The sequence below is a fragment of the Serratia sp. MF1(2023) genome (assembly GCF_030954545.1).
GTDB lineage: Bacteria > Pseudomonadota > Gammaproteobacteria > Enterobacterales > Enterobacteriaceae > Serratia > Serratia sarumanii.
In genome coordinates, this window is record NZ_JAVHUX010000030.1 from 37,955 (window position 1) to 56,442 (window position 18,488).

General features: G+C 55.6%; 27 protein-coding genes and 1 pseudogene. 1 reads left to right on the forward strand and 27 read right to left on the reverse strand.

Going from position 1 to position 18,488, the window contains the following annotated elements:
* Window positions 1-53 precede the first annotated feature (53 nt).
* From REA38_RS15190 to REA38_RS15310, 25 genes are all read right to left on the reverse strand, one after another.
* On the reverse strand, window positions 54-971 hold the full coding sequence (locus REA38_RS15190; protein ID WP_060446303.1) for a Mu-like prophage major head subunit gpT family protein: 918 nt from the start codon (window positions 969-971) through the stop codon (window positions 54-56).
* Window positions 972-976: 5 nt separating this feature from the next.
* Window positions 977-1,933, reverse strand: coding sequence for a phage protease (locus REA38_RS15195; protein WP_308886160.1), 957 nt, complete (start codon window positions 1,931-1,933; stop codon window positions 977-979).
* Window positions 1,934-2,144: 211 nt separating this feature from the next.
* Entirely contained in the window at window positions 2,145-2,984 is an 840-nt protein-coding gene (locus REA38_RS15200; RefSeq protein ID WP_308886161.1) for a phage minor head protein, read from the reverse strand.
* Window positions 2,977-4,554: a DUF935 domain-containing protein gene (locus REA38_RS15205; protein ID WP_264383626.1), complete on the reverse strand. Its 1,578-nt coding sequence runs from the start codon at window positions 4,552-4,554 to the stop codon at window positions 2,977-2,979. Before REA38_RS15205 ends, REA38_RS15200 begins: the two co-directional genes overlap by 8 nt.
* Window positions 4,554-6,122 (reverse strand): hypothetical protein, encoded by a 1,569-nt coding sequence (locus tag REA38_RS15210; protein WP_308886162.1) that lies wholly within the window; start codon window positions 6,120-6,122, stop codon window positions 4,554-4,556. Before REA38_RS15210 ends, REA38_RS15205 begins: the two co-directional genes overlap by 1 nt.
* Window positions 6,122-6,697: a DUF3486 family protein gene (locus REA38_RS15215; RefSeq protein WP_308886163.1), complete on the reverse strand. Its 576-nt coding sequence runs from the start codon at window positions 6,695-6,697 to the stop codon at window positions 6,122-6,124. Before REA38_RS15215 ends, REA38_RS15210 begins: the two co-directional genes overlap by 1 nt.
* Complete coding sequence (locus REA38_RS15220; RefSeq protein WP_308886164.1) at window positions 6,687-6,962, reverse strand: hypothetical protein; 276 nt, start codon at window positions 6,960-6,962, stop codon at window positions 6,687-6,689. The genes REA38_RS15215 and REA38_RS15220 overlap by 11 nt, the downstream gene beginning before the upstream one ends.
* Window positions 6,963-6,965: 3 nt before the next feature.
* Window positions 6,966-7,253 carry an ArsR family transcriptional regulator gene (locus REA38_RS15225; protein WP_308886175.1) on the reverse strand — a complete coding sequence of 96 codons (288 nt, stop codon included), beginning with the start codon at window positions 7,251-7,253 and terminating at the stop codon, window positions 6,966-6,968.
* Between the two features lie 10 nt (window positions 7,254-7,263).
* Window positions 7,264-7,566, reverse strand: coding sequence for a DUF2730 domain-containing protein (locus tag REA38_RS15230; RefSeq protein WP_060430672.1), 303 nt, complete (start codon window positions 7,564-7,566; stop codon window positions 7,264-7,266).
* Window positions 7,547-7,780: a TraR/DksA family transcriptional regulator gene (locus REA38_RS15235; RefSeq protein WP_072264940.1), complete on the reverse strand. Its 234-nt coding sequence runs from the start codon at window positions 7,778-7,780 to the stop codon at window positions 7,547-7,549. The genes REA38_RS15230 and REA38_RS15235 overlap by 20 nt, the downstream gene beginning before the upstream one ends.
* Window positions 7,780-8,385, reverse strand: a complete 606-nt coding sequence (locus REA38_RS15240) for a hypothetical protein (protein ID WP_060430671.1) — start codon at window positions 8,383-8,385, stop codon at window positions 7,780-7,782. The genes REA38_RS15235 and REA38_RS15240 overlap by 1 nt, the downstream gene beginning before the upstream one ends.
* Complete coding sequence (locus tag REA38_RS15245; RefSeq protein ID WP_162598287.1) at window positions 8,373-8,714, reverse strand: hypothetical protein; 342 nt, start codon at window positions 8,712-8,714, stop codon at window positions 8,373-8,375. Before REA38_RS15245 ends, REA38_RS15240 begins: the two co-directional genes overlap by 13 nt.
* A complete protein-coding gene (locus tag REA38_RS15250; protein WP_110157981.1) occupies window positions 8,692-8,925 on the reverse strand; it encodes a hypothetical protein in 234 nt (77 codons plus the stop codon). The genes REA38_RS15245 and REA38_RS15250 overlap by 23 nt, the downstream gene beginning before the upstream one ends.
* Before the next feature lie 2 nt (window positions 8,926-8,927).
* Window positions 8,928-9,518, reverse strand: coding sequence for a glycosyl hydrolase 108 family protein (locus REA38_RS15255; RefSeq protein WP_308886165.1), 591 nt, complete (start codon window positions 9,516-9,518; stop codon window positions 8,928-8,930).
* A 106-nt stretch (window positions 9,519-9,624) separates the two neighbouring features.
* On the reverse strand, window positions 9,625-10,143 hold the full coding sequence (locus REA38_RS15260) for a hypothetical protein (protein WP_308886166.1): 519 nt from the start codon (window positions 10,141-10,143) through the stop codon (window positions 9,625-9,627).
* Window positions 10,109-10,501 carry a Mor transcription activator family protein gene (locus REA38_RS15265; RefSeq protein ID WP_110157978.1) on the reverse strand — a complete coding sequence of 131 codons (393 nt, stop codon included), beginning with the start codon at window positions 10,499-10,501 and terminating at the stop codon, window positions 10,109-10,111. The genes REA38_RS15260 and REA38_RS15265 overlap by 35 nt, the downstream gene beginning before the upstream one ends.
* Complete coding sequence (locus REA38_RS15270; RefSeq protein WP_308886167.1) at window positions 10,494-11,021, reverse strand: hypothetical protein; 528 nt, start codon at window positions 11,019-11,021, stop codon at window positions 10,494-10,496. Before REA38_RS15270 ends, REA38_RS15265 begins: the two co-directional genes overlap by 8 nt.
* On the reverse strand, window positions 11,018-11,572 hold the full coding sequence (locus REA38_RS15275; RefSeq protein ID WP_308886168.1) for a regulatory protein GemA: 555 nt from the start codon (window positions 11,570-11,572) through the stop codon (window positions 11,018-11,020). The genes REA38_RS15270 and REA38_RS15275 overlap by 4 nt, the downstream gene beginning before the upstream one ends.
* 163 nt (window positions 11,573-11,735) lie before the next feature.
* Window positions 11,736-11,927 carry a hypothetical protein gene (locus REA38_RS15280; protein ID WP_070559325.1) on the reverse strand — a complete coding sequence of 64 codons (192 nt, stop codon included), beginning with the start codon at window positions 11,925-11,927 and terminating at the stop codon, window positions 11,736-11,738.
* Window positions 11,928-11,937: 10 nt separating this feature from the next.
* A complete protein-coding gene (locus tag REA38_RS15285) occupies window positions 11,938-12,552 on the reverse strand; it encodes a DUF3164 family protein (RefSeq protein ID WP_110157975.1) in 615 nt (204 codons plus the stop codon).
* Between the two features lie 7 nt (window positions 12,553-12,559).
* Complete coding sequence (locus REA38_RS15290; RefSeq protein WP_070559308.1) at window positions 12,560-12,772, reverse strand: hypothetical protein; 213 nt, start codon at window positions 12,770-12,772, stop codon at window positions 12,560-12,562.
* A gap of 2 nt (window positions 12,773-12,774) precedes the next feature.
* On the reverse strand, window positions 12,775-12,972 hold the full coding sequence (locus REA38_RS15295) for a hypothetical protein (RefSeq protein ID WP_060430655.1): 198 nt from the start codon (window positions 12,970-12,972) through the stop codon (window positions 12,775-12,777).
* Between the two features lie 4 nt (window positions 12,973-12,976).
* Window positions 12,977-13,924, reverse strand: a complete 948-nt coding sequence (locus REA38_RS15300) for an AAA family ATPase (RefSeq protein ID WP_060430653.1) — start codon at window positions 13,922-13,924, stop codon at window positions 12,977-12,979.
* Between the two features lie 36 nt (window positions 13,925-13,960).
* Window positions 13,961-16,054 carry a Mu transposase C-terminal domain-containing protein gene (locus REA38_RS15305; RefSeq protein WP_308886169.1) on the reverse strand — a complete coding sequence of 698 codons (2,094 nt, stop codon included), beginning with the start codon at window positions 16,052-16,054 and terminating at the stop codon, window positions 13,961-13,963.
* 2 nt (window positions 16,055-16,056) lie between these two features.
* A complete protein-coding gene (locus REA38_RS15310) occupies window positions 16,057-16,305 on the reverse strand; it encodes a helix-turn-helix domain-containing protein (protein WP_070559312.1) in 249 nt (82 codons plus the stop codon).
* A gap of 163 nt (window positions 16,306-16,468) precedes the next feature.
* On the opposite strand from REA38_RS15310, the gene REA38_RS15315 reads away from it, so the two are divergent.
* Entirely contained in the window at window positions 16,469-17,050 is a 582-nt protein-coding gene (locus tag REA38_RS15315) for a hypothetical protein (protein ID WP_308886171.1), read from the forward strand.
* A gap of 249 nt (window positions 17,051-17,299) precedes the next feature.
* Here REA38_RS15315 and REA38_RS15320 read toward each other — a convergent pair.
* Window positions 17,300-17,878, reverse strand: a pseudogene (locus REA38_RS15320) (XdhC family protein); the annotation flags it as partial.
* Window positions 17,879-17,886: 8 nt separating this feature from the next.
* Entirely contained in the window at window positions 17,887-18,471 is a 585-nt protein-coding gene (locus REA38_RS15325) for an NTP transferase domain-containing protein (RefSeq protein ID WP_060451969.1), read from the reverse strand.
* Window positions 18,472-18,488: the final 17 nt, after the last annotated feature.

Sequence of the window (18,488 nt, forward strand, 5' to 3'; positions counted from 1 at the left end):
TATCGGGTGTTTGAACACCCGATAAAGAGGGTGTAAACGCTGGTTAACCCGGCTTAGCCGCCGGACGGTGGCGCAGCAGGCGTCACGATGAACGGGCTGTTGAGGATATCCACATCCTTGTAGTAGATGTTGGAGTCACCGCCATCGACCAGCATGGCGTCGATAACCCGTTTCGCCGCTGCGCGATTTTTGCGCCCGACGACCAGCGTGGTCGGCCGGATGCCCAATGGGGACCCATCGGCACGTTGCATCCCCTGAAGGACTTCCACGGCTTTCTCATAGTTCGCCACGTTCAGCGGCGCGCGCGACCCCACGGCGGTTTGCCAGAAACCGAAACCAACGTTGCAACGACCATCCACCCCATAAAGAAACTCATTCTTCAGGAAGGTGTGCTCGCTGTTGAGGTCATCCAGGGAGACGAACTTAAAGGGGCGACGGTTTTGGTACAGGATGGGCTTCAGCACCTGAGACTCATCAATCAGGAACCACGGCTCACCCGTCTCGGTACCGTCACCCACGATGTTGCTGTAGGTGCCACCGGCCATCGGGTGGTCAGTGTCGAAGAAGTTCTGGCCGTCGAAGCACAGCGTGTTGAAGCCTGCGACCAACAGCGGGAAGCTCAGCGTGTCCGGGAACTCGCTCACCTGGCGACCGAACGCCTTGGCAATCACGCTGTATTGGCCAATCTGGTCATCTTCGATGTTTTCGCGCTTCACACGGATGGAGCTTTCCCAGGTCTTGTTGCTGATGGTGTAACCCTGCTGGCTCAGCACGGCAAGCTGGCGGTCGCTGATCCATTCCTTGATGCCCGGTAAATCTGACAACCAGCCGTAGGTGTTGGAGGCGGACCCGCTCGGCACTTCTGTGGCGATACGCAGGTATTGCGGCTCTACGCCTGACAGCCCGGCGGTAAACGCGGCGCTCAGGGAGGTTGTTAGGGCGTGCAAAATCTCTGCATTAGGTGTTGGCATTACGGTTATTCCTCAGTGGCGTTAGGTTTGGCGGCCAGGAACTCCGCCTCGGTGATACCCATGGAACGGCACATGGCCACCTCGGTTTCGGTCAGCGCCTGCTTGTCCTTCTGGCCTGGCGCTTTCTTTTTCTCCGGGTCGGTGTTCACAATCACCGGTGCGGCTTCGGTGAACGCGCCGAACTGCTTGCGACCTTCCTCGGTGCGGCAGGTTGCCAGGTACATATCACGGTTGGCTGGGGCGATTTTGCCTGCGGCAATCGCCGCATCCACCAGGCCTTCCGCGTCTTTCTCTGCGCGTTCTTTCAACGCGGTCTCCGCTGTTTCAGCACGATTGAGCGCCAACAGATGGGTCTCTTTCGGCACCCAGGTCGTCAGATCGGGGTTTTGCGCACGGTTCAATGCGACCTGTTCGGCGGTCTTCAGGCTCTGGATAGCAGTGACACCGGATTCCACGGTGGCATCTGCGCCCAGGCCCAAGACTGCCGCAATCTGTTCAGGCAGTTTCATGTCGGTGTTCTCCGAGTTAAGGGCAGGTACAAATAAATTGGGTTTGTTGGTCAGGCCGACGCTGGATAATTTCGTAACCAGGCCATCAGCGGTGTAACCGAAGGCGGGGCTGTAGTAGCGATACTTTTTCCCCAAGATGAGTTCAGCGCCCTCAGCATTCCAGGCAACATGCGCCCAGACCTGATCGCCCTGAATTTTCAGGTCGTCAATCCAGCCGTAGGCGGGCGCGGGGTCACCTTTCGTCCCTTTAAGTTCGGTGGAGTGCTCCATATCGAACGGCACGTCGCTGAATTGCAGCGATTTGGAAATGACGGCTTCGGGCTCGTTGTTGATCCACGAACGGCCATCGCGCCCTGTGAAGGGGCCGATAGGCAACATCGGCAGCCAGTCAGGCAGCTTGTTGTCAATGGTGTCCGGCAACTCGAAACAGAGCGCCAGCAATTCAACGGACATGGGGTCATCCACACAAAGAAATCGTATGGACAGTGTGCGGGGGAACGGAGGGAAAGGTGGATTAACCGCTTTCCCTCCAAATGCGGGAGAGAACCGTGTTTAAAACACGTTTAAAAGCGCACAGGAACGTTTAACAAATTTTCTATGCGCCATCGTACCACAGAGCGCGTTAGCGTCACTACGCGCGTTACAGCGAGGTTACCCGCCGGAGTTAGCGGCCAGCACCAAATGCCTGCTGCTTGGCCTGGAGCTGGCGTTCCAGTGCGGCCTGGCGACTGATGCCGGGATTGTAATTCCACCCAGGGTCAATACCCTCCGGCACCAGTTCCTCCTCGCCGGTGCGCTTGTTCAACCATTTGACGTTTTTGACTGGCGGAGCCTGCGTTTTCAACGGTACCCTGGAGCGACTGACCTGTCCGGTGGGCTGGCCATTACCGTCGTACACTGGCGCAGCCTCTGTGACGCCGTTTTGCACCATCTGGTCATACTCGTATTTGCTGACCTGGCGCACACCGCATTTGCAGCCCCAGCCGTTCGGGCCGATGTGAGTCAACCAGAACGGGTGATCGACAGGCAGGCAAGTGTTGGCCCATTGGAGATGATCCACGCGGTGCTCCCTGGACGGCCCCAGGGTATAAATCAGGTACGGCATCGCGCGCTTGGTTCGCTCAATACGCTGCCACTGCCCGGCGCTGCGGGCGGTGCGCATGTTGGTGTTGTAGATAGTGCGCAGGCGGCTATCGCTGCCGAGCTGCACGACGCGGGTTTCGCCGGTCAACGGGTCGTCCATCTCCCGCACTCCCCACCATCCGCGTTTGACCAACAGCGGCTCCAATACTTTCTGAAAGTCGCGGAAGGTCTGGCCCTCGGCTAGCGCCTGGGTGACCAGGGCTTTCACATCACTGAGCAAATCGAGCTGCGTTATCTTCGCCACGGTAAATGCGGCGCTGTGCTCCTCAAGCCACACATCACGGTAATCAAAGCCGGGTTTGAGCTTCTTGGCCTTGAACCAGGCCAAGGCCTCCTTGGGGATAATGTCGTTATCAGCCATCGTTCATATCTCCCAGGCCGCGCGCCTTGAAGCACAGTTGCGTCAACCCTTCGATAAACTCGCTGGCATCCAGGCTGGCTTGCAGCTCCGGCAATCGCGCCAGGAACTCTTCATAGCTGCCAACCTCATTGACCAGCGCTAATACCGGATTGGTGAACGCCGTGCCAACGCGCTGCCAGTCGTTGATCCCCTCGCTGGTCAACAGGTCAATATCATCCGGTGCAGACTCTCGATTCAACGCCAACTGTTCGCGATTAAGGGCGGGCAACATGGCATAGCCACTCTGGCTACCGGCAGGTTGCAGAATATCGGAACCTTCTTCCGGCTCGTCCAGGCCAAACTTGTCACGCAGCGCCGACGACTGGATCTTCATCCCTCGATCAATCAGCGGAACCAGCGCTTCCACCATGGCCTTGAGGTCTTCCGGTTCATTGATACGCAGGCAGACTTTCGGGTAATTGGCCTGCGGGCCATAGTTGAGCATGATGAACGGTCGCACCAGGAACTCATTGAGGGTGTTCTCCAGTTGGCGAGCATCCCACCTGGCGATATCCATGCGCACCCGGTCATGCACGTTGGCCTGGCTCTGACTGCTGCCGTTGTCGGTGGTCATCGTCTGCCCCAGCACCGCCTTACTGGTCTGTGCGTCACACCATTCCGCCATGCCCTTGAACAAGTCGCCGCCGCCCTGGCGGCTGGCGGTCTCGACCATGTCCACCTGCATGGTGGACGGGATGGCGCACCCGGCATCGGAAGCCAGAGACGCGATGGCGTCAATAAGGGTCTGAATATCTTCAGCGCTGGCGTTGTTACCATATTTGCCGATGGTGATCGGCAAACCGAACTTCTCACCGAACGCCCACCAGTCGCGCACCGTGAATGACTTCAGCATATACATGACCGCCACCAGACGCGCCAGACCGTTGCGCAGCGGCAAGCCGGATTTAAGGCGGGGCTGATGGATGATGTATTTGTACGCGGCCAACGGCTCGCCGTTGAACGGCTCCGCTTCGGTCAACACATGCACCTGGCGCAGCGTATCCGCGTCCATCTTGAGGAAGCGTGGATCAACCCAGGAATAATCACGCGGCATCCATGGCACGGTTGAGGTGTCCCAAAGGATCTCCGCCACACCAATGCCTTTACCCAACCCGTCAAGCAGGTCAAACAGCAGCTCAGGGAGCTGCGGGCGCTCAATCATCACGCGGACAGCATCAGCCAGCTCGACGTCGCGCGCATCATCGCTGGCGGCCTCGACCGTCGGGATAATACCGGCGACGGTGAGCTTACGGGTGCGCAGCACGCTGGAGTAGTGGAGATCGCGCTCCTCCATCTCTTCGGCCAAGATGAAATAATCCAGGGCATTGCCGTCAGCCGCGTTGCGCAGCACCCCCGCCAAGCGTTGCGGCGTGATGGTGCTGGCGACGCTGATACCGGCGTTGGCGCGGCGGGTGCCGGTGGCGCGGGCGCGGGTTTGTTCTTCCTTCAGCAGGTCTTGACTTACCTCTACCTTGTCACCGGTGGCGGGGTGAAACAGGTTACGGATGGCTCCGGTCAGCTTGTTTAACATTACAACATCCCTCGTTGATTTTTCAGCCCGCGCGTGATGCGCATTTGGCGGCGCTCATCGCGCTCCTCCGGCCGTTCGGGTTGATTGAGTCGGTGCAGCTCATAACGGCGGCAATCCTCTTTACTGGCCAGATAGGCCAGGAAAATCGCATAGGCGCTGTCACCGTGCCGCTTGTGGCCATCGCTGCCGGTATTCTCCCGGTCATCGATACCCGGCACGCCGCGCAAGACGACAATCTGACCCAGGTCGTTGACAACATCCTCATGCTTCGGCACGACCAGTTCATCGTCTTCAAACGCTGCCTTGAAGCGCGGCATGTTCTCGCGGTAGTGGGCGACAGACGGCATCACGACTTCCACTTCGGCACCGTAGCGTTCGGCGGCCTGCTCGGCCAGGTAGTTGCCGTTGCCGCGCCCATCAAGCTTGATGCCGTCACGATGCGGCAGACGGTCGCAGATGAAGAACAGCGCCTGTTCCTGCTGCTTGTAGGGGACGTTCGCCAGCTCGACCAGGAACGGCACCGTTCGCGTGGTGTCATCGTTGATAGTGATCGGCGCAAAGACCGTCAGGTGACCGGAGCGTGCGAAGTCTTCGCCCAGCACGTGACGTTTTTCGGGGAGCGGGTTAAGTACCGGCAGCACGGTGTTCTCCAGCCATTCCCGCATATCCAGCGCCCGCATCCCTTCCGGCAGAGCGTTGAACTCCGCCGAGCCGGTAAAGCGCAGAACGGGGCCGTCACCGCGTGCGGCACGCTCTCGGATTGAGCGGGCCAGGTAGGTGCCGCTGCCGTTCTTCGGCACGCAATAGTATTCCTCCAGCGCGTCATCCTGCGTGGCGGTATCGCGCAACAGATCGGCTTTCCATTGGTCTTCGGCGGGCTGGCTCCATTCGCGCTTTTTCACCTGGCAGATGCGCTTGTACAAGCCATCGCGGCACGCATCATCCAGGGTGATGGTATGAACGGAATAGCGTTTCTTCCCGGCGCGACTGTCCTGGATCAACTCGTTGAACAGATTGTCCGTGCCGTTATGGGTGCTGATAAGGCGGACTTTTGCGCCCCACATGGTGAGCGCCAGCGCCGCCTTCAGCACCTCTGCCAGGCGTTCATGGAACGCCGCTTCGTCGATGGTCACGTTGCCTTGCATTCCGCGCAGGTTGCTGGGGTTACTGGACAGCGCCTGCACCTTGAATCCACTGGCGAAGTAGATGACAAACGTCAGAATGTCCTTATCGTCATCGGCCAGGACTTCTTCGCAAACGTCCGCCGCTGCCAGGTCGTAGGCTTTGGCCCACATCGCCGCCGCATCGATAAACTCGCGTGCCATCTCTTTGTTGGAGCCGACGTAAAAGTGATTGGTGCCACCGGCGGCTTTGGCTTTCGACGCCGTTAAAGCGGCATCTGCCGCCTCTGCCCAGGTGATACCGGTTCGGCGGGATTTCTCCGCAATCTTCAACGGTGAGTCGTCGGCGATCCAGCGCCGCTGATAACCAAGGAGGACTTCGTTTTCATCGAAGTCCTCCCCGCCGTTAATGCCGGTCGCAATGGCGTTTAAGCTGGCTGTTAGCATCATGCAATCCCCAATATCTGGCGTTTGATATCTGCTGCTTTATCCGCAGACAGTCCCGCCTGAGACACGATTTTCTCCGCTGTGGCTGCCGCTTCTTCCGCGAATGCCTGGCGGATCTCTTTCTCGCGTTTGTGGCTGACCATCTGCGCGGCCTCGATACGATGCGCGACCAATGCCAATTGGCCTAGTGCCTTAGGCTCAACGGTTTTCTCGGTCTCGGCCAATGCCATTGACGTTTCAAACGCCAGGGTTTTCACAAACTCCATCAACAATTTGCCGACGTCAGACGTCGGCGCGGAACCCAGCTTGGCGGCCCAAATTTCCGCCATCTCGCGGGAGGCGCGAATTTTGGAGCCGATGGCCTCCATGCGGCTGGCGTAGCGATTCAGGCCGGTACGGCTGAGCTGCATATCGTCCGGCAACTCATGCTGGTCAATCAGCGTGTTGATAGCCTCGCGGATTTCTTCCTGAGTGTGGCGTTTGTCGCGCAGCATCTGGTGCAGCGCGTCACGGATGTTCTCCGGCAACAGGTCAATCTTTGACGGACGGCCACGGGTCGGCTTGTCATCGGCCATGCTTCGTTCTCCAGGCTGATATCTGCGCTTTACGCTCTTTGCCAATGGCCCGTCGTAGCGTATCCATGGCGCGCTTGTAAGACGGGTTATTGTTCAAGAACGTGTTGGTGAAGCTGTCTGGTGACTCGCGGTCATAGGTCTTGCCGGTGGCCTTTTCAAAGGCTGGCGCAATCACATCGGACTCTATCTCCAGACAGACCATAACGGCGGCAAGGTGGTGGATAAGCCGCCGTTGAGCATCGATATAGGGCTTAAGCTTTGCCATCCGTTACCCCCGTGCCCGTGGCTTTTTGACACCAGGCACGACGGCCCGGCCGTTGGCTACATCGTCACCGCGACCGCTGATCGTCGCGACATAACATCCGGCTACATCGCGCAGGCTGACAAGTCGCTGCTCCGCCAGCCAGGCCAGATGCGTGCGTACCACATCACGGGATGTGCTGTGGCCATACGCCTCAAGGCAGGTTTGCAGCACGGATTCGTTCGCGCTGTCACCGCACTCCAGCAAGGAACGCAGGATGACCAGTCGCTGATCGCTATCAAGAATTTCTCGCATGGCCATGGCCTCACTTATCCTTCAATTCGTTTTCCAGTAGGAGATCGCTGACGTGTTTCACCTGGCGAATGGCCGGGCCGAGTTCTCGTAGGTCTCCCCGTAAATTGCTCATTTCAAGCTGCAACTGGTGCAGGTCTTTTTGACTCGGTAGCCCGGCGATGGTGTTCTCCATGGATTGCAGACGTGTGCGGAACAACTCCAGTTCCTCACGCTTCACATAGGTTTTGGCGAGCAGTAACTGGATCACGTTGACGGCAGACATGAACAACGCCCAAATGATGGCCCAGTTGCCCTTAACGACTTCCCAATCCACGCTGGGCCTCCCGTTGCTCTCTGATTTGTTGGCAGGTCACACAGCAGACAGCATCAGGTAACGACGCCAGCCGCCGCGCGGGAATATCGTCCCCGCAGTCATTGCAATAGCCGTACTCGACAGGAGCCTCTTTAACCCGGTTTAAATGGGTATTTAACGCTCGTTTACGGTCTTCCATTTCCAGTTCGCTGGCGCGGTCGAACGCATCACCCATCACTTCACCACCGGCAGTTTGTGCTTGCTAGACTTGCTGAAGCGGGCGAACCCATCAAGCGTGCGGAAACCGAGATACCCCAATGCAGGGGTCGCCAACATCAGGGCGATATCCCAATCCGGCGCGGGCATCGTCAGCACATGACCGGCAGCGGTGGCAATCGCCGCCGCCTGCTGTCCGACGGCCAGCAACAGCACATAGGCGATGGAGCTGTAGAGTGACAGACGCGCCATCAACGGGCGGGTGCGGCGCACATAATCATCAACGGCGTTGTCACCGTTGCGAATGGTCTCCTGCTGTTCGTGGTGGGCAGCCTGCTGATCGGCAAACCGGTTACGTTCACGTTCGGCCTGGATCTTCTCCAGCTCAGTCTTGAGTGACTCGAGCTGCACGAACTGCTCCGGCGGGAGTGACGCCAGTTTCTGTTCCAGGACGCGCTGGCGGTCCTGCGGGTTGACCGCACTGTTGACGGCTTCCACCATCCCGGCGACGGTGTCCGCTGTCTTGGCTGAGGCACTGCCGAACAAACCGCCGACGGCACGCAGCACGGATGGACCGGCTTTCATCAACACCCCGGCGACGGTAGACACGGTTATTGGATCCACGGCAGCAGCCCCTTATAGCAAACCAGACGTACAGCCAGCAGGCCGGTGGCAAAGGCCAGCAACTGGACCCCACCATAGGGCGCGACGAAGAAAGCAATCATCCCCAGGAAGTTGCCAATGGTGCTTAGCAGCACGGAAAGCATCTCGCGGTGAGAAAAGGCGTTGCGCTTATCCTCAAGCCAGATGCCCAGGTAAGCCAATCCGCCTCCGAGCAGTGCCAGCAGCCAATACCACAATGAGGCCTGAGGCAACCCAACGGCCAGAGTCAGGGAAGCCAACAGTACGATGCCGACCAACCAGGTAGAGTTAACGATGTTCATGGTTTTCACTGTGTTGTTCCTTGTAGCGCTGGCATTGCCAGGCAATATCTCTGGGGCCGACAGACTCCCAACCCCGCATGTAAAAGCTGGCATGGGTCCCGTCGCAGCCGGTGTAATCCACCGGGGTGGGTTTGGGGCCACCGGCCATGCGATGGAGCACCTCTTTTTTGAGGCGGTCCCGCTTGCCCTGGCGAAATGACTCATCCCAGCCTTTACCCATGGTTAGCTCCGGGCAACCGATGCCGAACCGCCGACCACTTCCCAGGCCGCGTTCGCCACATCGTCCAGGCGGTTGAACCACCCGTTGAGGTATTTACCCTGGGACGGATTGGACTTGATGATGTCGGCGTAATAGCGGGCGCGGTAGACCAGGAAACGGGCCAGCAGCCATTCGGGATCAGCAGTCAGAACAGCCGAACGGGTGTTTTTACCAATAATCCCATCTACAGCTTTGCCGCTGAATCCAACAGCTTCCTGCAACAGAAATATGGATTTTTTAACACCATGCTGAACGGCGGCATCAAAGACCAACAGCGAGATGCCGTCCGGCCAATCCGGGCAGTAGGCCGGATACCAGTAATCGCGGAAGTAAATCTGGCTGGCTTGTTCGATGGTCAAGTCTTTGATGCGGGTGTCGGGCTTGCCGTCACCGTTAATGTCGGTCATGCCGTCGGCGACACCGTCGCGCTTGTCGGAAATGCCGTACTTGGTCTCACCGCCTTTGTCGGCAGGGTCATTGACGTAGCCGCCTTCTTTGCCCAGGACAAAAGCAACGGCATGGGTAAACGCTGGGGTAGGATTGAACTGACTCACATTTGCACCTCTGGAAAGCTAGCTGTAAGAAATAAGCTGAGGTTTCCATAGTGCGACAGGCAAAAAAAAAGCCGGATTAACCGGCTTCATTTGAATTAAATTAGCCTTACCAAGGCTCAAACGATTCGACACTACAACTCAGTAGTGAATATTTATCGATGGAACTTAACTTAACATTAAACACCAAGCCATCAATGACATCTGAGCTTTCCTCACCTGGCTTAAGGTAAGCATATTTTATTATATTAAGGGCCTTCTTTTTTTTGTCAGAGCTTAGACCATTAAGTGCGATTGTCGGCATAGATAGGCATATCAGCATTCCAGCTTCAATCCTTTCCTTTTTTAAACTCCCTTCATTTATTATAACTGCACCGAATGAATCATCGTAAATGCTAAAAACCAAAGAGTTAATGTTTACTGTTCTAGCCTTCTGCTCACCAACCCGCTCTGACCACGCATCCTTCTTCGCAATACCTGCCGCTTCAAATCGTTCCAGCAGAACATTTTCTGGCGGAATTTGACTTGCAACAACATTGATGGAAACACATGCTGCAATTATTCCTATTGCCATTTTATTGAACATAACGCCCTCAAAATAATTCTGGTTGATGCTTCCGATGCTCAAGCCTACGCATCCGCTTGATAGCTTTATACACCGTTTTATAGGTCACTTGGTAGATTTCAACCAGCTCGGGAACATTGTTGCCAGTGAAGTCTCGCCAGATATGCATGTCACGAACAAGATATTCTAACGCCTGGCCTCGTGGAAAATACACCTGCATACCGCCAATCTGTTTACTGATGGCGACAACCAGCTCAAGCGAATGGCGTGGGTCATAACCCAACCGAACCAATTCAGTGCGGAGCAGCGCGTTAAGCTCAGCCAATAGTGCTGGGAAGCGAGAACTTTCACCTGCATCATCAAGATGATTGAGTAGACTATCATCCTGATCGTCGTCGAAAAGCTCAAAGTTATCAGCCATGGTTTCCCTCTCCATTACGTTCTAGCCACTCTGTACCGCCGGGCAATTTTGACACGTCCTGACCCAGGCGGTGCATATGGGCCAGATAATCGTCGCGACTTTTATCTTGGTCAGTCTCACGCTTGCTTTCGTCGCGTTCACGAGCAGCGATATTGCTGGTCTGCGCGAACATCTGTTCAGAAGTGCGGTAAACCTCTCGTAGATAGCTGTGGCCACTCAGCGGCTTTTTGTCACCTTTGATGCGCTTTGCCCTAATACGCTCAACGGTTTCGCTCAGGGCATGGGTCAGCACTCGGCCCGGCTGATGCTGCGCAAGCACTTCGTTGATGAGTTTCACCGCCCGAGAATGGGACAGGTTAGACTTCTCAGGGCGGAACAACCCGATATACGCCACCATCACTTTGGCAGCGCCACCCGGCAGTTTGGCTAACAACGTCAGCAACTCACGCCCAGCGTCGTCTTCAAGGATGGCGTCGAGATGCAAATCAGAATGACAGACAGGACAGCGGCCTAGCTTCATAGTGAGTCCTCGTAAGCATCAAAAATAATGTCATAGCTCCGTGCCTCTTCACCGGTCAGCGGGTGTTGCGGGCGGGGCTTCTTGCGGGCGTCCAACGTTGCCAACATCATGCGGATATGCCATTGCTTCAGGCATTCCAGCACACGAAACGCCAGATAACCGTCGAGCCAGCCCACCTCATCTACACCGGCACCGCCGTTGAGCTGGCGACTCATGCGTTTGACGTAGTTGTTCAATGCGATCTCCTCACCGCTTTCAATGAAGCCGTGACGGTGCATGGTGGCCCAGATGGCTCGAAGCTTGCTGATTTCCTCTACACGCGGTGTGCCCTTGGCGTTCTCACGCACACGCTTTGTGGTTTTCTTGAAGCTACGTTTGAACCCTTTACCTTGCAGCTCGGCATAGACGTCACGCAGCTCCATAACCGACATCTGGCTGCAACTGCTTTTCCCGTTAGCGGTGTTCGCCAGCAACGCACGATAGGCATCGTCAGGGATACTCAGCTTTCCCTTGGCTACATGAATCAATCGGATTAATTGCAGTTTATTCATATTAACTCCGAACCCATAAAATAAAGATTAAGCCCAAGGCCCCAAAGCATAATGAAGCGGCGAAAGTACAAATCCAGGCTGTCCGTTTCATTCCCATCCCCCTTGATTTAGGCGTAAGCGCACCCCGGCGCACCTACGCCCGACAAAAACACAATTGAATAAATTAAGCTGCGGTCAGCGCGGTGACTTTAACGAAATAAGGTTCCTGATTTATCTCAACCACCGTGCCTGAAACTTTGAAATCCCTGGCTGGCCCTACCGTTTTTACAATCGGACCACCGCGTAAAATCGGGCAGGACTGGTAAATAAACATGCTGCCGACTTTATACTTTTCATTAAATTCACTGGCGTTGATTGCTTTCATCTCAGACTCCGGCAATATCCAGGCTAATTTGCTCGTACTTGCCATTTGGCTGCCGCTCGTAAATCCGCAGATATTGGCTGGTGCCGGTCACCCGGATAGAATCGGCGATGGCGTCCATCGCCTCCTGCCAGCGTGCGTCATCGATTTCAACCTGTCGCAGACCCAACACCTCGTTCACATCAATGCGGCCTTGCTTGTTGACGCGGAAAGCATGGTCAACCAGCGCTTTCAGGTTGTCGTTCGCACCGTCTGACCACGCGATGACACAGTCATCAATCAGTTTTTTTGCCGCCTGAATGCGCTCATCGAAAACGCGGTGGTCACCAACGGCGCGCAGGATTTTGAACTGCCCGTCAAAGCTCGGCAAGGTGACGTTGCCCTTGGTACCACCATACTCCACGCCGTACTCCTTCGATGATAGGTCGGTAAAATCACCGATTTTTTGCATGGAAGCGGTCTTGAAATCTACCATCGCCTGGCGTAATACCTTGGCGGCTTCGACAATATCCAGCACGACATCATCACGCAACTTATCGACCGGGCGAATCAAGTCTTCCGGAACGAGATAACCCTGGGCGTTTTTGCGGTAGCCGGTTTGTTCAATCTCTTTATTCATAAACACCTCAGTGAAAACTCTTGATATCATTGCCAATTACAGCTTTGGAAACATCCGCAACCAAGCCACCTTGTAACTCCACAAACGCTTTAATATATTTTTCGCTAAATTCCTTAGCCATTTCAGTTTTCATAAACTTCGAATCAATATCTTGTTTGATGGCTCCGTCCTTTGTCACATAGAAGCGGATCTTCATCTCCAGAAATTTCACTTTTTCCATAATTATCTCCAGTAAATAATGCAGCCCTGAATAGTGGCGGCGGATACAGCATGGTAGTTATGCGCTTTGCGCTTCAGGTCAGCGTCTGGCGCGGCGACTTCAACGATAGGTTGAGCACGGCTGATATTCACATGCTTGATTTCGACGTTGCGGCGTTGCAGCCAGCCCAGCGCGTTTACCAACTTGGTCGGGTTAATCATGGTGTTAGCCTCTCAACAGGGTGGAAACATCAACATCCAAATCCAGATCGCGGAAGGCTTTCAGGATGTAGCTTTCGTTCACGGACTCACCGGCCCCGTGGGCGGTCATAGCAGCAAGGCGCAGGGAATGACTGAGGATGCGCAGTGCTCCCGGCTTCTGAGCAATTTGTTGCAGCAACTCCCGCTCTTTCTCACCATGGATGTGCCAGGCATCAGCAATAGCAGCCACATCCGCCTTTTTGGTTTTGTTGATGGCGACACGTTTGGCGATACGGGAGAACAGACGGGCGAACTCCACGGTGCGGTTGCCGCCGGTCATGTTGGAATAGACACGATGGTTTCCCATCAGCACCAGTCCGACACGTGTGGCTTCCTGCATCAGTCGCAGTTCTTCGAGGGTTTCAGCACCTAGGTGGTCGGCCTCATCGATGATGATGAGGCCCTGTGTACCCTCCAGGCGACGACGCAGCGCACGCGCCAGCGGCCCCTTACGGCGCGGGGCATCGTTCATGCCCAGTTCATAGGCTAACTCGGTCAGGCACTCAAGCACGCTGGCACAGGCTGGCGTGATGGTAATCATCCAAACGTTGTCGTTGCTGCGGCGGTATTCCCGCGCAGACTCAGACTTACCGACGCCAGGGTTACCGCAGACCACGCCGATGCATTCCGTCAGGTGTGCATAGCGGAAGGCTGTCCATATCTGCTTGACGGTCGGCGTCTCAATAAAGCGCGGAGGCTCCGGCAATTCGGCTACAGTGTGTTGCTTCTCGACCCAGCGCTGAATAGCCTTTTCCACACGGTCATTATCCCCGGCGTATTTGTTATTCATAAAGCCACTGACCACACTGGTAGACAGGCCGATTTCACGTGCCATACGGGCGAAAGTTACGCGCTCACCATCCACCAGGTTGCGGACAGCCTCGCGAATATCAGTAATATTCACTTCAGACATAATTAACTCCATTATTTGAACTGTATTTAATTGCTGTTAAATCGCGTTCTTGCGCTTATTTGATTCAAGAATATCTAGCGAGTTATTGAGATATTCATCTTCGCTGTACTCAGCATCCTCCACGTCTGCCAGCATCACAGGTGTTGTTCGTCGCACCGGTTTATAGACATTGCCTGGAAGCCAGTCCTGTTCTGCCGGTGCTGCCAGCGTATGCACGTTCTCAGCTTCAGCCAGGCGGACCTTCTCTTCTCCACGCTGCCGCATCCCTTTAATACGTTGTTGACGCTGGTGATATTCGGCAGTAACCGGGAATGCTTGCTGTTTGTTGCCATCCCAAATGGCTTCGCAAATAAACGAACCATCCAGGCGACGGACGATAACCTTAGAGGCATCATGCAGGTCATAATTCACCAGCACCTGATTACCGTGTTCATTGTTCAACTCGGGTGAGTAATAGAAGTTATTAAATAACCGAACTTCGCAGCGGCTTACATGTCGCTCAATCTGTGGCATAAACATCTCACGCAGCTCCAGGTCAGACAGCCACTCGATCGCCGTGGCTTCTTTTTCCAATTTGTAGCGACGGAACTGTGCCGGAGTGAAGTGTTCGCCATCACCACGCAGGGGCAAAGAGTCGTGGGGGCGGTTGTTGTACCACTCCACGCCAGCCTCAATGGCATCAATCAGCGCCTCCCATGACGGCAAATCACGCAGGGTTTTCTCTTGTTTTGCGCTCAGTTCTTTACCCTTATTGGCGGCATTCGTTGCCGATTGCAGGGCCTTTGTCATGCGGCGAACGGTGCTACGGTCTGCGCCGGTGCCGTAATAGGTGGCAAACTGGCGGGAGATGCGCATAGCCAATGAGCGGTTGAGTCGCTCAATGATGCCGCGACCCTGCGGATTCTCGGGGATACCCAGGCGGTGATCGATTCCCAGGCGGGGTAAAATACCGGTCAGCTCAGCATCGAAGGTGTTGTTGGTTTCACCGCCCCCGTTATCGGAGTAGTACAGGAAAGGCTTCCCGTGATTTTTGATGCCGTGGCGCAGCGCATCAGCAACGGCAATGACACTTTCCGACAGTGCCAGACTCCACCCGACAATAAAGCGACAGCTACCATCCAAAATGAACGTCACCTCTGGAGAGAACGGGTTGCCGTGGTCAGGGTGGGCAACCTTCATTTTCATGCCGTGACCGTCACCAATCCAGACGTAATTCACCGGCAGCGACTCCCAGTCACGGCGAATAAACCCCTCATACTGACGGAATTCACTGCCGGTGATGCGACCTTTTTGTTTGACGACAACAGGTAACTTATTCATGGCATAGCACACCTGATCATAAGAGGGGATGGCAGCGCGCATCAGGAGATCATCCTGATATCGCTCGACCCACTCCTTTGCGAAATCATCATAGGCTTCTTGAATGCCGCGCCCATCCGGTCGGCGATAGAAGCTAAGGAACTCGGGCAACCACTTGATTTCCTCCGGTTTAACGACTTGACGCTTACCGGGAGCAAGCAACAGCAGGCGCTCAGCGGCAGAACTCGTTTTATTGAAGTCTGCCACCCAGCGTTTGAGGGAGATTTCGCTCAGGGAGCGTGATGTTCCTTTCTTGGCATTTGCGGCGGCGGCCGCATTAGCCAGGCGTTCAGGCAACTCGCTTGCCTGAGCTTGACGCACGATCTCCCGGATAGCTTTGGCACGGCTGAATCCCGGCAAATCCCCGAGACGCATCACCTCAACAACCAGGGCCATACGGGCATCAGCGGTTTGGCGTTGGGCTGCCGTCAGGGTGTTCAGTTTCTGCTCCAGCAACGCCGGACACTTACGATAGACCGCGATTTTACTTTCGTCAGCGCCTTTGGCACGGGGTGCAGCCGGAGACTGAGGTTTCGCCGCTGGAAGTTCTTTTGCAGAATCGTTCATCAGTTCTTTAATCTGGCGTGCCCGCAGCGATTGCTGCGCAACATCCGGCAGGCAATCGATGTGATATTCGAAAGCCTTGCTGCCGGTACGCTTGCGCACAAGTGACTCTGAACCGGCAGAGAATCGGCACAGCGCTTCTCTGATGCCTTTCGCCGTTTTAGGCAGGCCTGGAATACCGACCAACTCCTTAGCAACAAAGAACATGATCAGACCGCCTTATTGATGTAACTGGTTGTTGTGTAACGGCTCGGCCAAATAGCTTCCGGAGATACACCGAGAGCGTCAGCAACAATCTGTTGGTAGGGCTTGCAGGGAGTGCGCAGCACGCTCTTAAGCGAATCCTTACTGTAGCCAGCCTGTAGGGAGAGCGCCCGGAAGGACAATCCACGCTTGTGGATCTCAGCTTTGATGGTCTCAGGATGCCAGTCGGCATTCAGATCTTCATTTCGGCTCATGTTTCCTCTATCCTAAAAAGTTATCCGCGCGGATAACTGCGCGGGTATCCGTATGGATAAATCATAAGAACACAAAGAACACAAGTCAATGTTCTTTTATGTTTTTCAAGGGCATCGAATTTAGTTCATTGATATCAATTGGTTGCACGCAAAGGAACATGAAATGAGAAAAGAACACGAACGTTCTTTACCTGATGATAGAAAAGAACCGATTATCGAGCGGATCTTTGCTCTGGTAGAGCGCTACCCTTCACGGAATGAAGCCGCAAAAGCTTGGGGTATTAATATCAATACGTTACAGAACTACTATAAGAGACGGGAATTAGCACCTACACCTAGGCATCAACTACTTGAAGTGATTGCCAATCATGAGGGGGTATCACTCGAATGGCTCACTGATGGTGTTGGTGAGGCTCCGATGAATACAAACAATGAACACAGAAAAGAACACAGGAAAGAACACACCTCAACCGAGGTCGTTGATCCTGATGCAAGACTTGCCACTTTGTTTTCGATTCTTTCAGATCGCGAAAAGCAATCCCTGTTCGAAATCATTGTTCGCAAAGGGGTTGATACAGTGTTACGTCTTAGTGATGAACGGAACATCAAGTTGCTTCAATGCAATGATATGGAAAAGGAAAAATTCTTGGCTGGACTTGAAGGGAATATCAAAAAAGAGGCACTTACACATAGTCAGGACGTAGTAGCATCGAGCCTTTCAAACACTGGTAAGAAGGCCGGTTAATCTCTACATAGCTGTGTCAACCAGTACCTATTTTTTAACCGGCCTCTGGTTTTAGAAGTGTGTTAGAATTGTTTTTGAACGCGGTACTTTAGTTTTTAAACGTTAGCAACCAATAGTATCAAAAGTTTTACCGATCGGCTCAATTTCCCCCTGACTGGTATCAAATGCCTAAACTAGGCGAAGCCAGTAAATCCGCGAATTTCCGCCAAATCCCTTTTCTTTCCGGTAATATCAAATGATTTCCTTCATAACAAGCACCTCAAACCCCAACGCCACGGCGAAATCGACGCAGTACAGCGCCACGCTGGACAGCCCGGCGATCAGCAGGCGCGGCGCGGCCGCGATGTGCAGGGTGATCTGCTCAAGCCGGCGTTCGACCTGGGTGGCGCTGGTGAAGTGGCTCTGCTCGAGGCTGTGGCAGGCGTTGGGCAGCGTCAGGCGTTTGATCAACGCGTGATGCCCTTCCAGCGCGCCGGCGATGCGCCGCAGGTAAGCGATGCTGGCTTCACTCGCCGGCAGGTATTCGATCAGCACGTCCAGCACGCCGCCGCAGGGCAGCGCCACGTTGGGCGTCATGCCGCCTTCGCCGTAGCGAATCACCTGGCTGGCCGCCTGATACTCCCCGGCGGCCACGCGGCGCAAAAAATCCTCCTCCACGCAGCCGCCCGACAGCGAGCCGCTGTAGCGGCCATCGCGGGTCGCCGCCATCAGCGCGCCCGGCGAGCGCGGCGAAGAGCCGTAGGTGCTGAGCACGGTACATAACCAGACCGGCTGTTGCTGCAGCCAGCTTATCGCCTGGCTGACTACGGTGACGTCAAGATGTTGCATAGGTGAATTTACTCGCTGGCCGGGAGTTGCGATGGAAGATCAATATCCTGCACGACGCCGGGTTGCTCAAGCGGCAGCAGGTGCACTGCCGCGCCTTGCAGCAGTTCACGCGCGCCATTATCGCCGCGCAGTTGGCAAAGGGGTTTGCGCAATAGAGCGGAAAAGCCGACCGGATGACCGGGCTGTTGCGCATAGCAGGGGCGCACGATCGCGTGCTGCCGTAAGGCATCCGCCACCTGCCGGAAAACATCGGCGCCGACGAACGGCATATCGGCCAGGTGAATCAGCCAGCCCTGCCAGTGCGGCGTGGCCGCAACGCCCGCGGCGATCGAGTCGCCGAGGCTCGCGCTGGCGAGCAGGGTGACCGGCACCTGGTTGGCGGCGCAGGCGGCCAGCACCGGCAGATTATCCGGCCGGGTCACCACCTGTACCGGCAGGCCGGAGGCCAGCGCCTGGCGCAGGGTGTGTTCGAACAGCGATCGCCGCTCGCCCGCCGCATCGGCAAATCCGGCGTTCAGTTTGTTGCCCCGGCCGCCGGCCTGAATAAAGCGCTCCCCGCGTCCGGCGGCGGTAATGACAATGCCCGTGGTCATGGTTGAAGTCCGCGTTT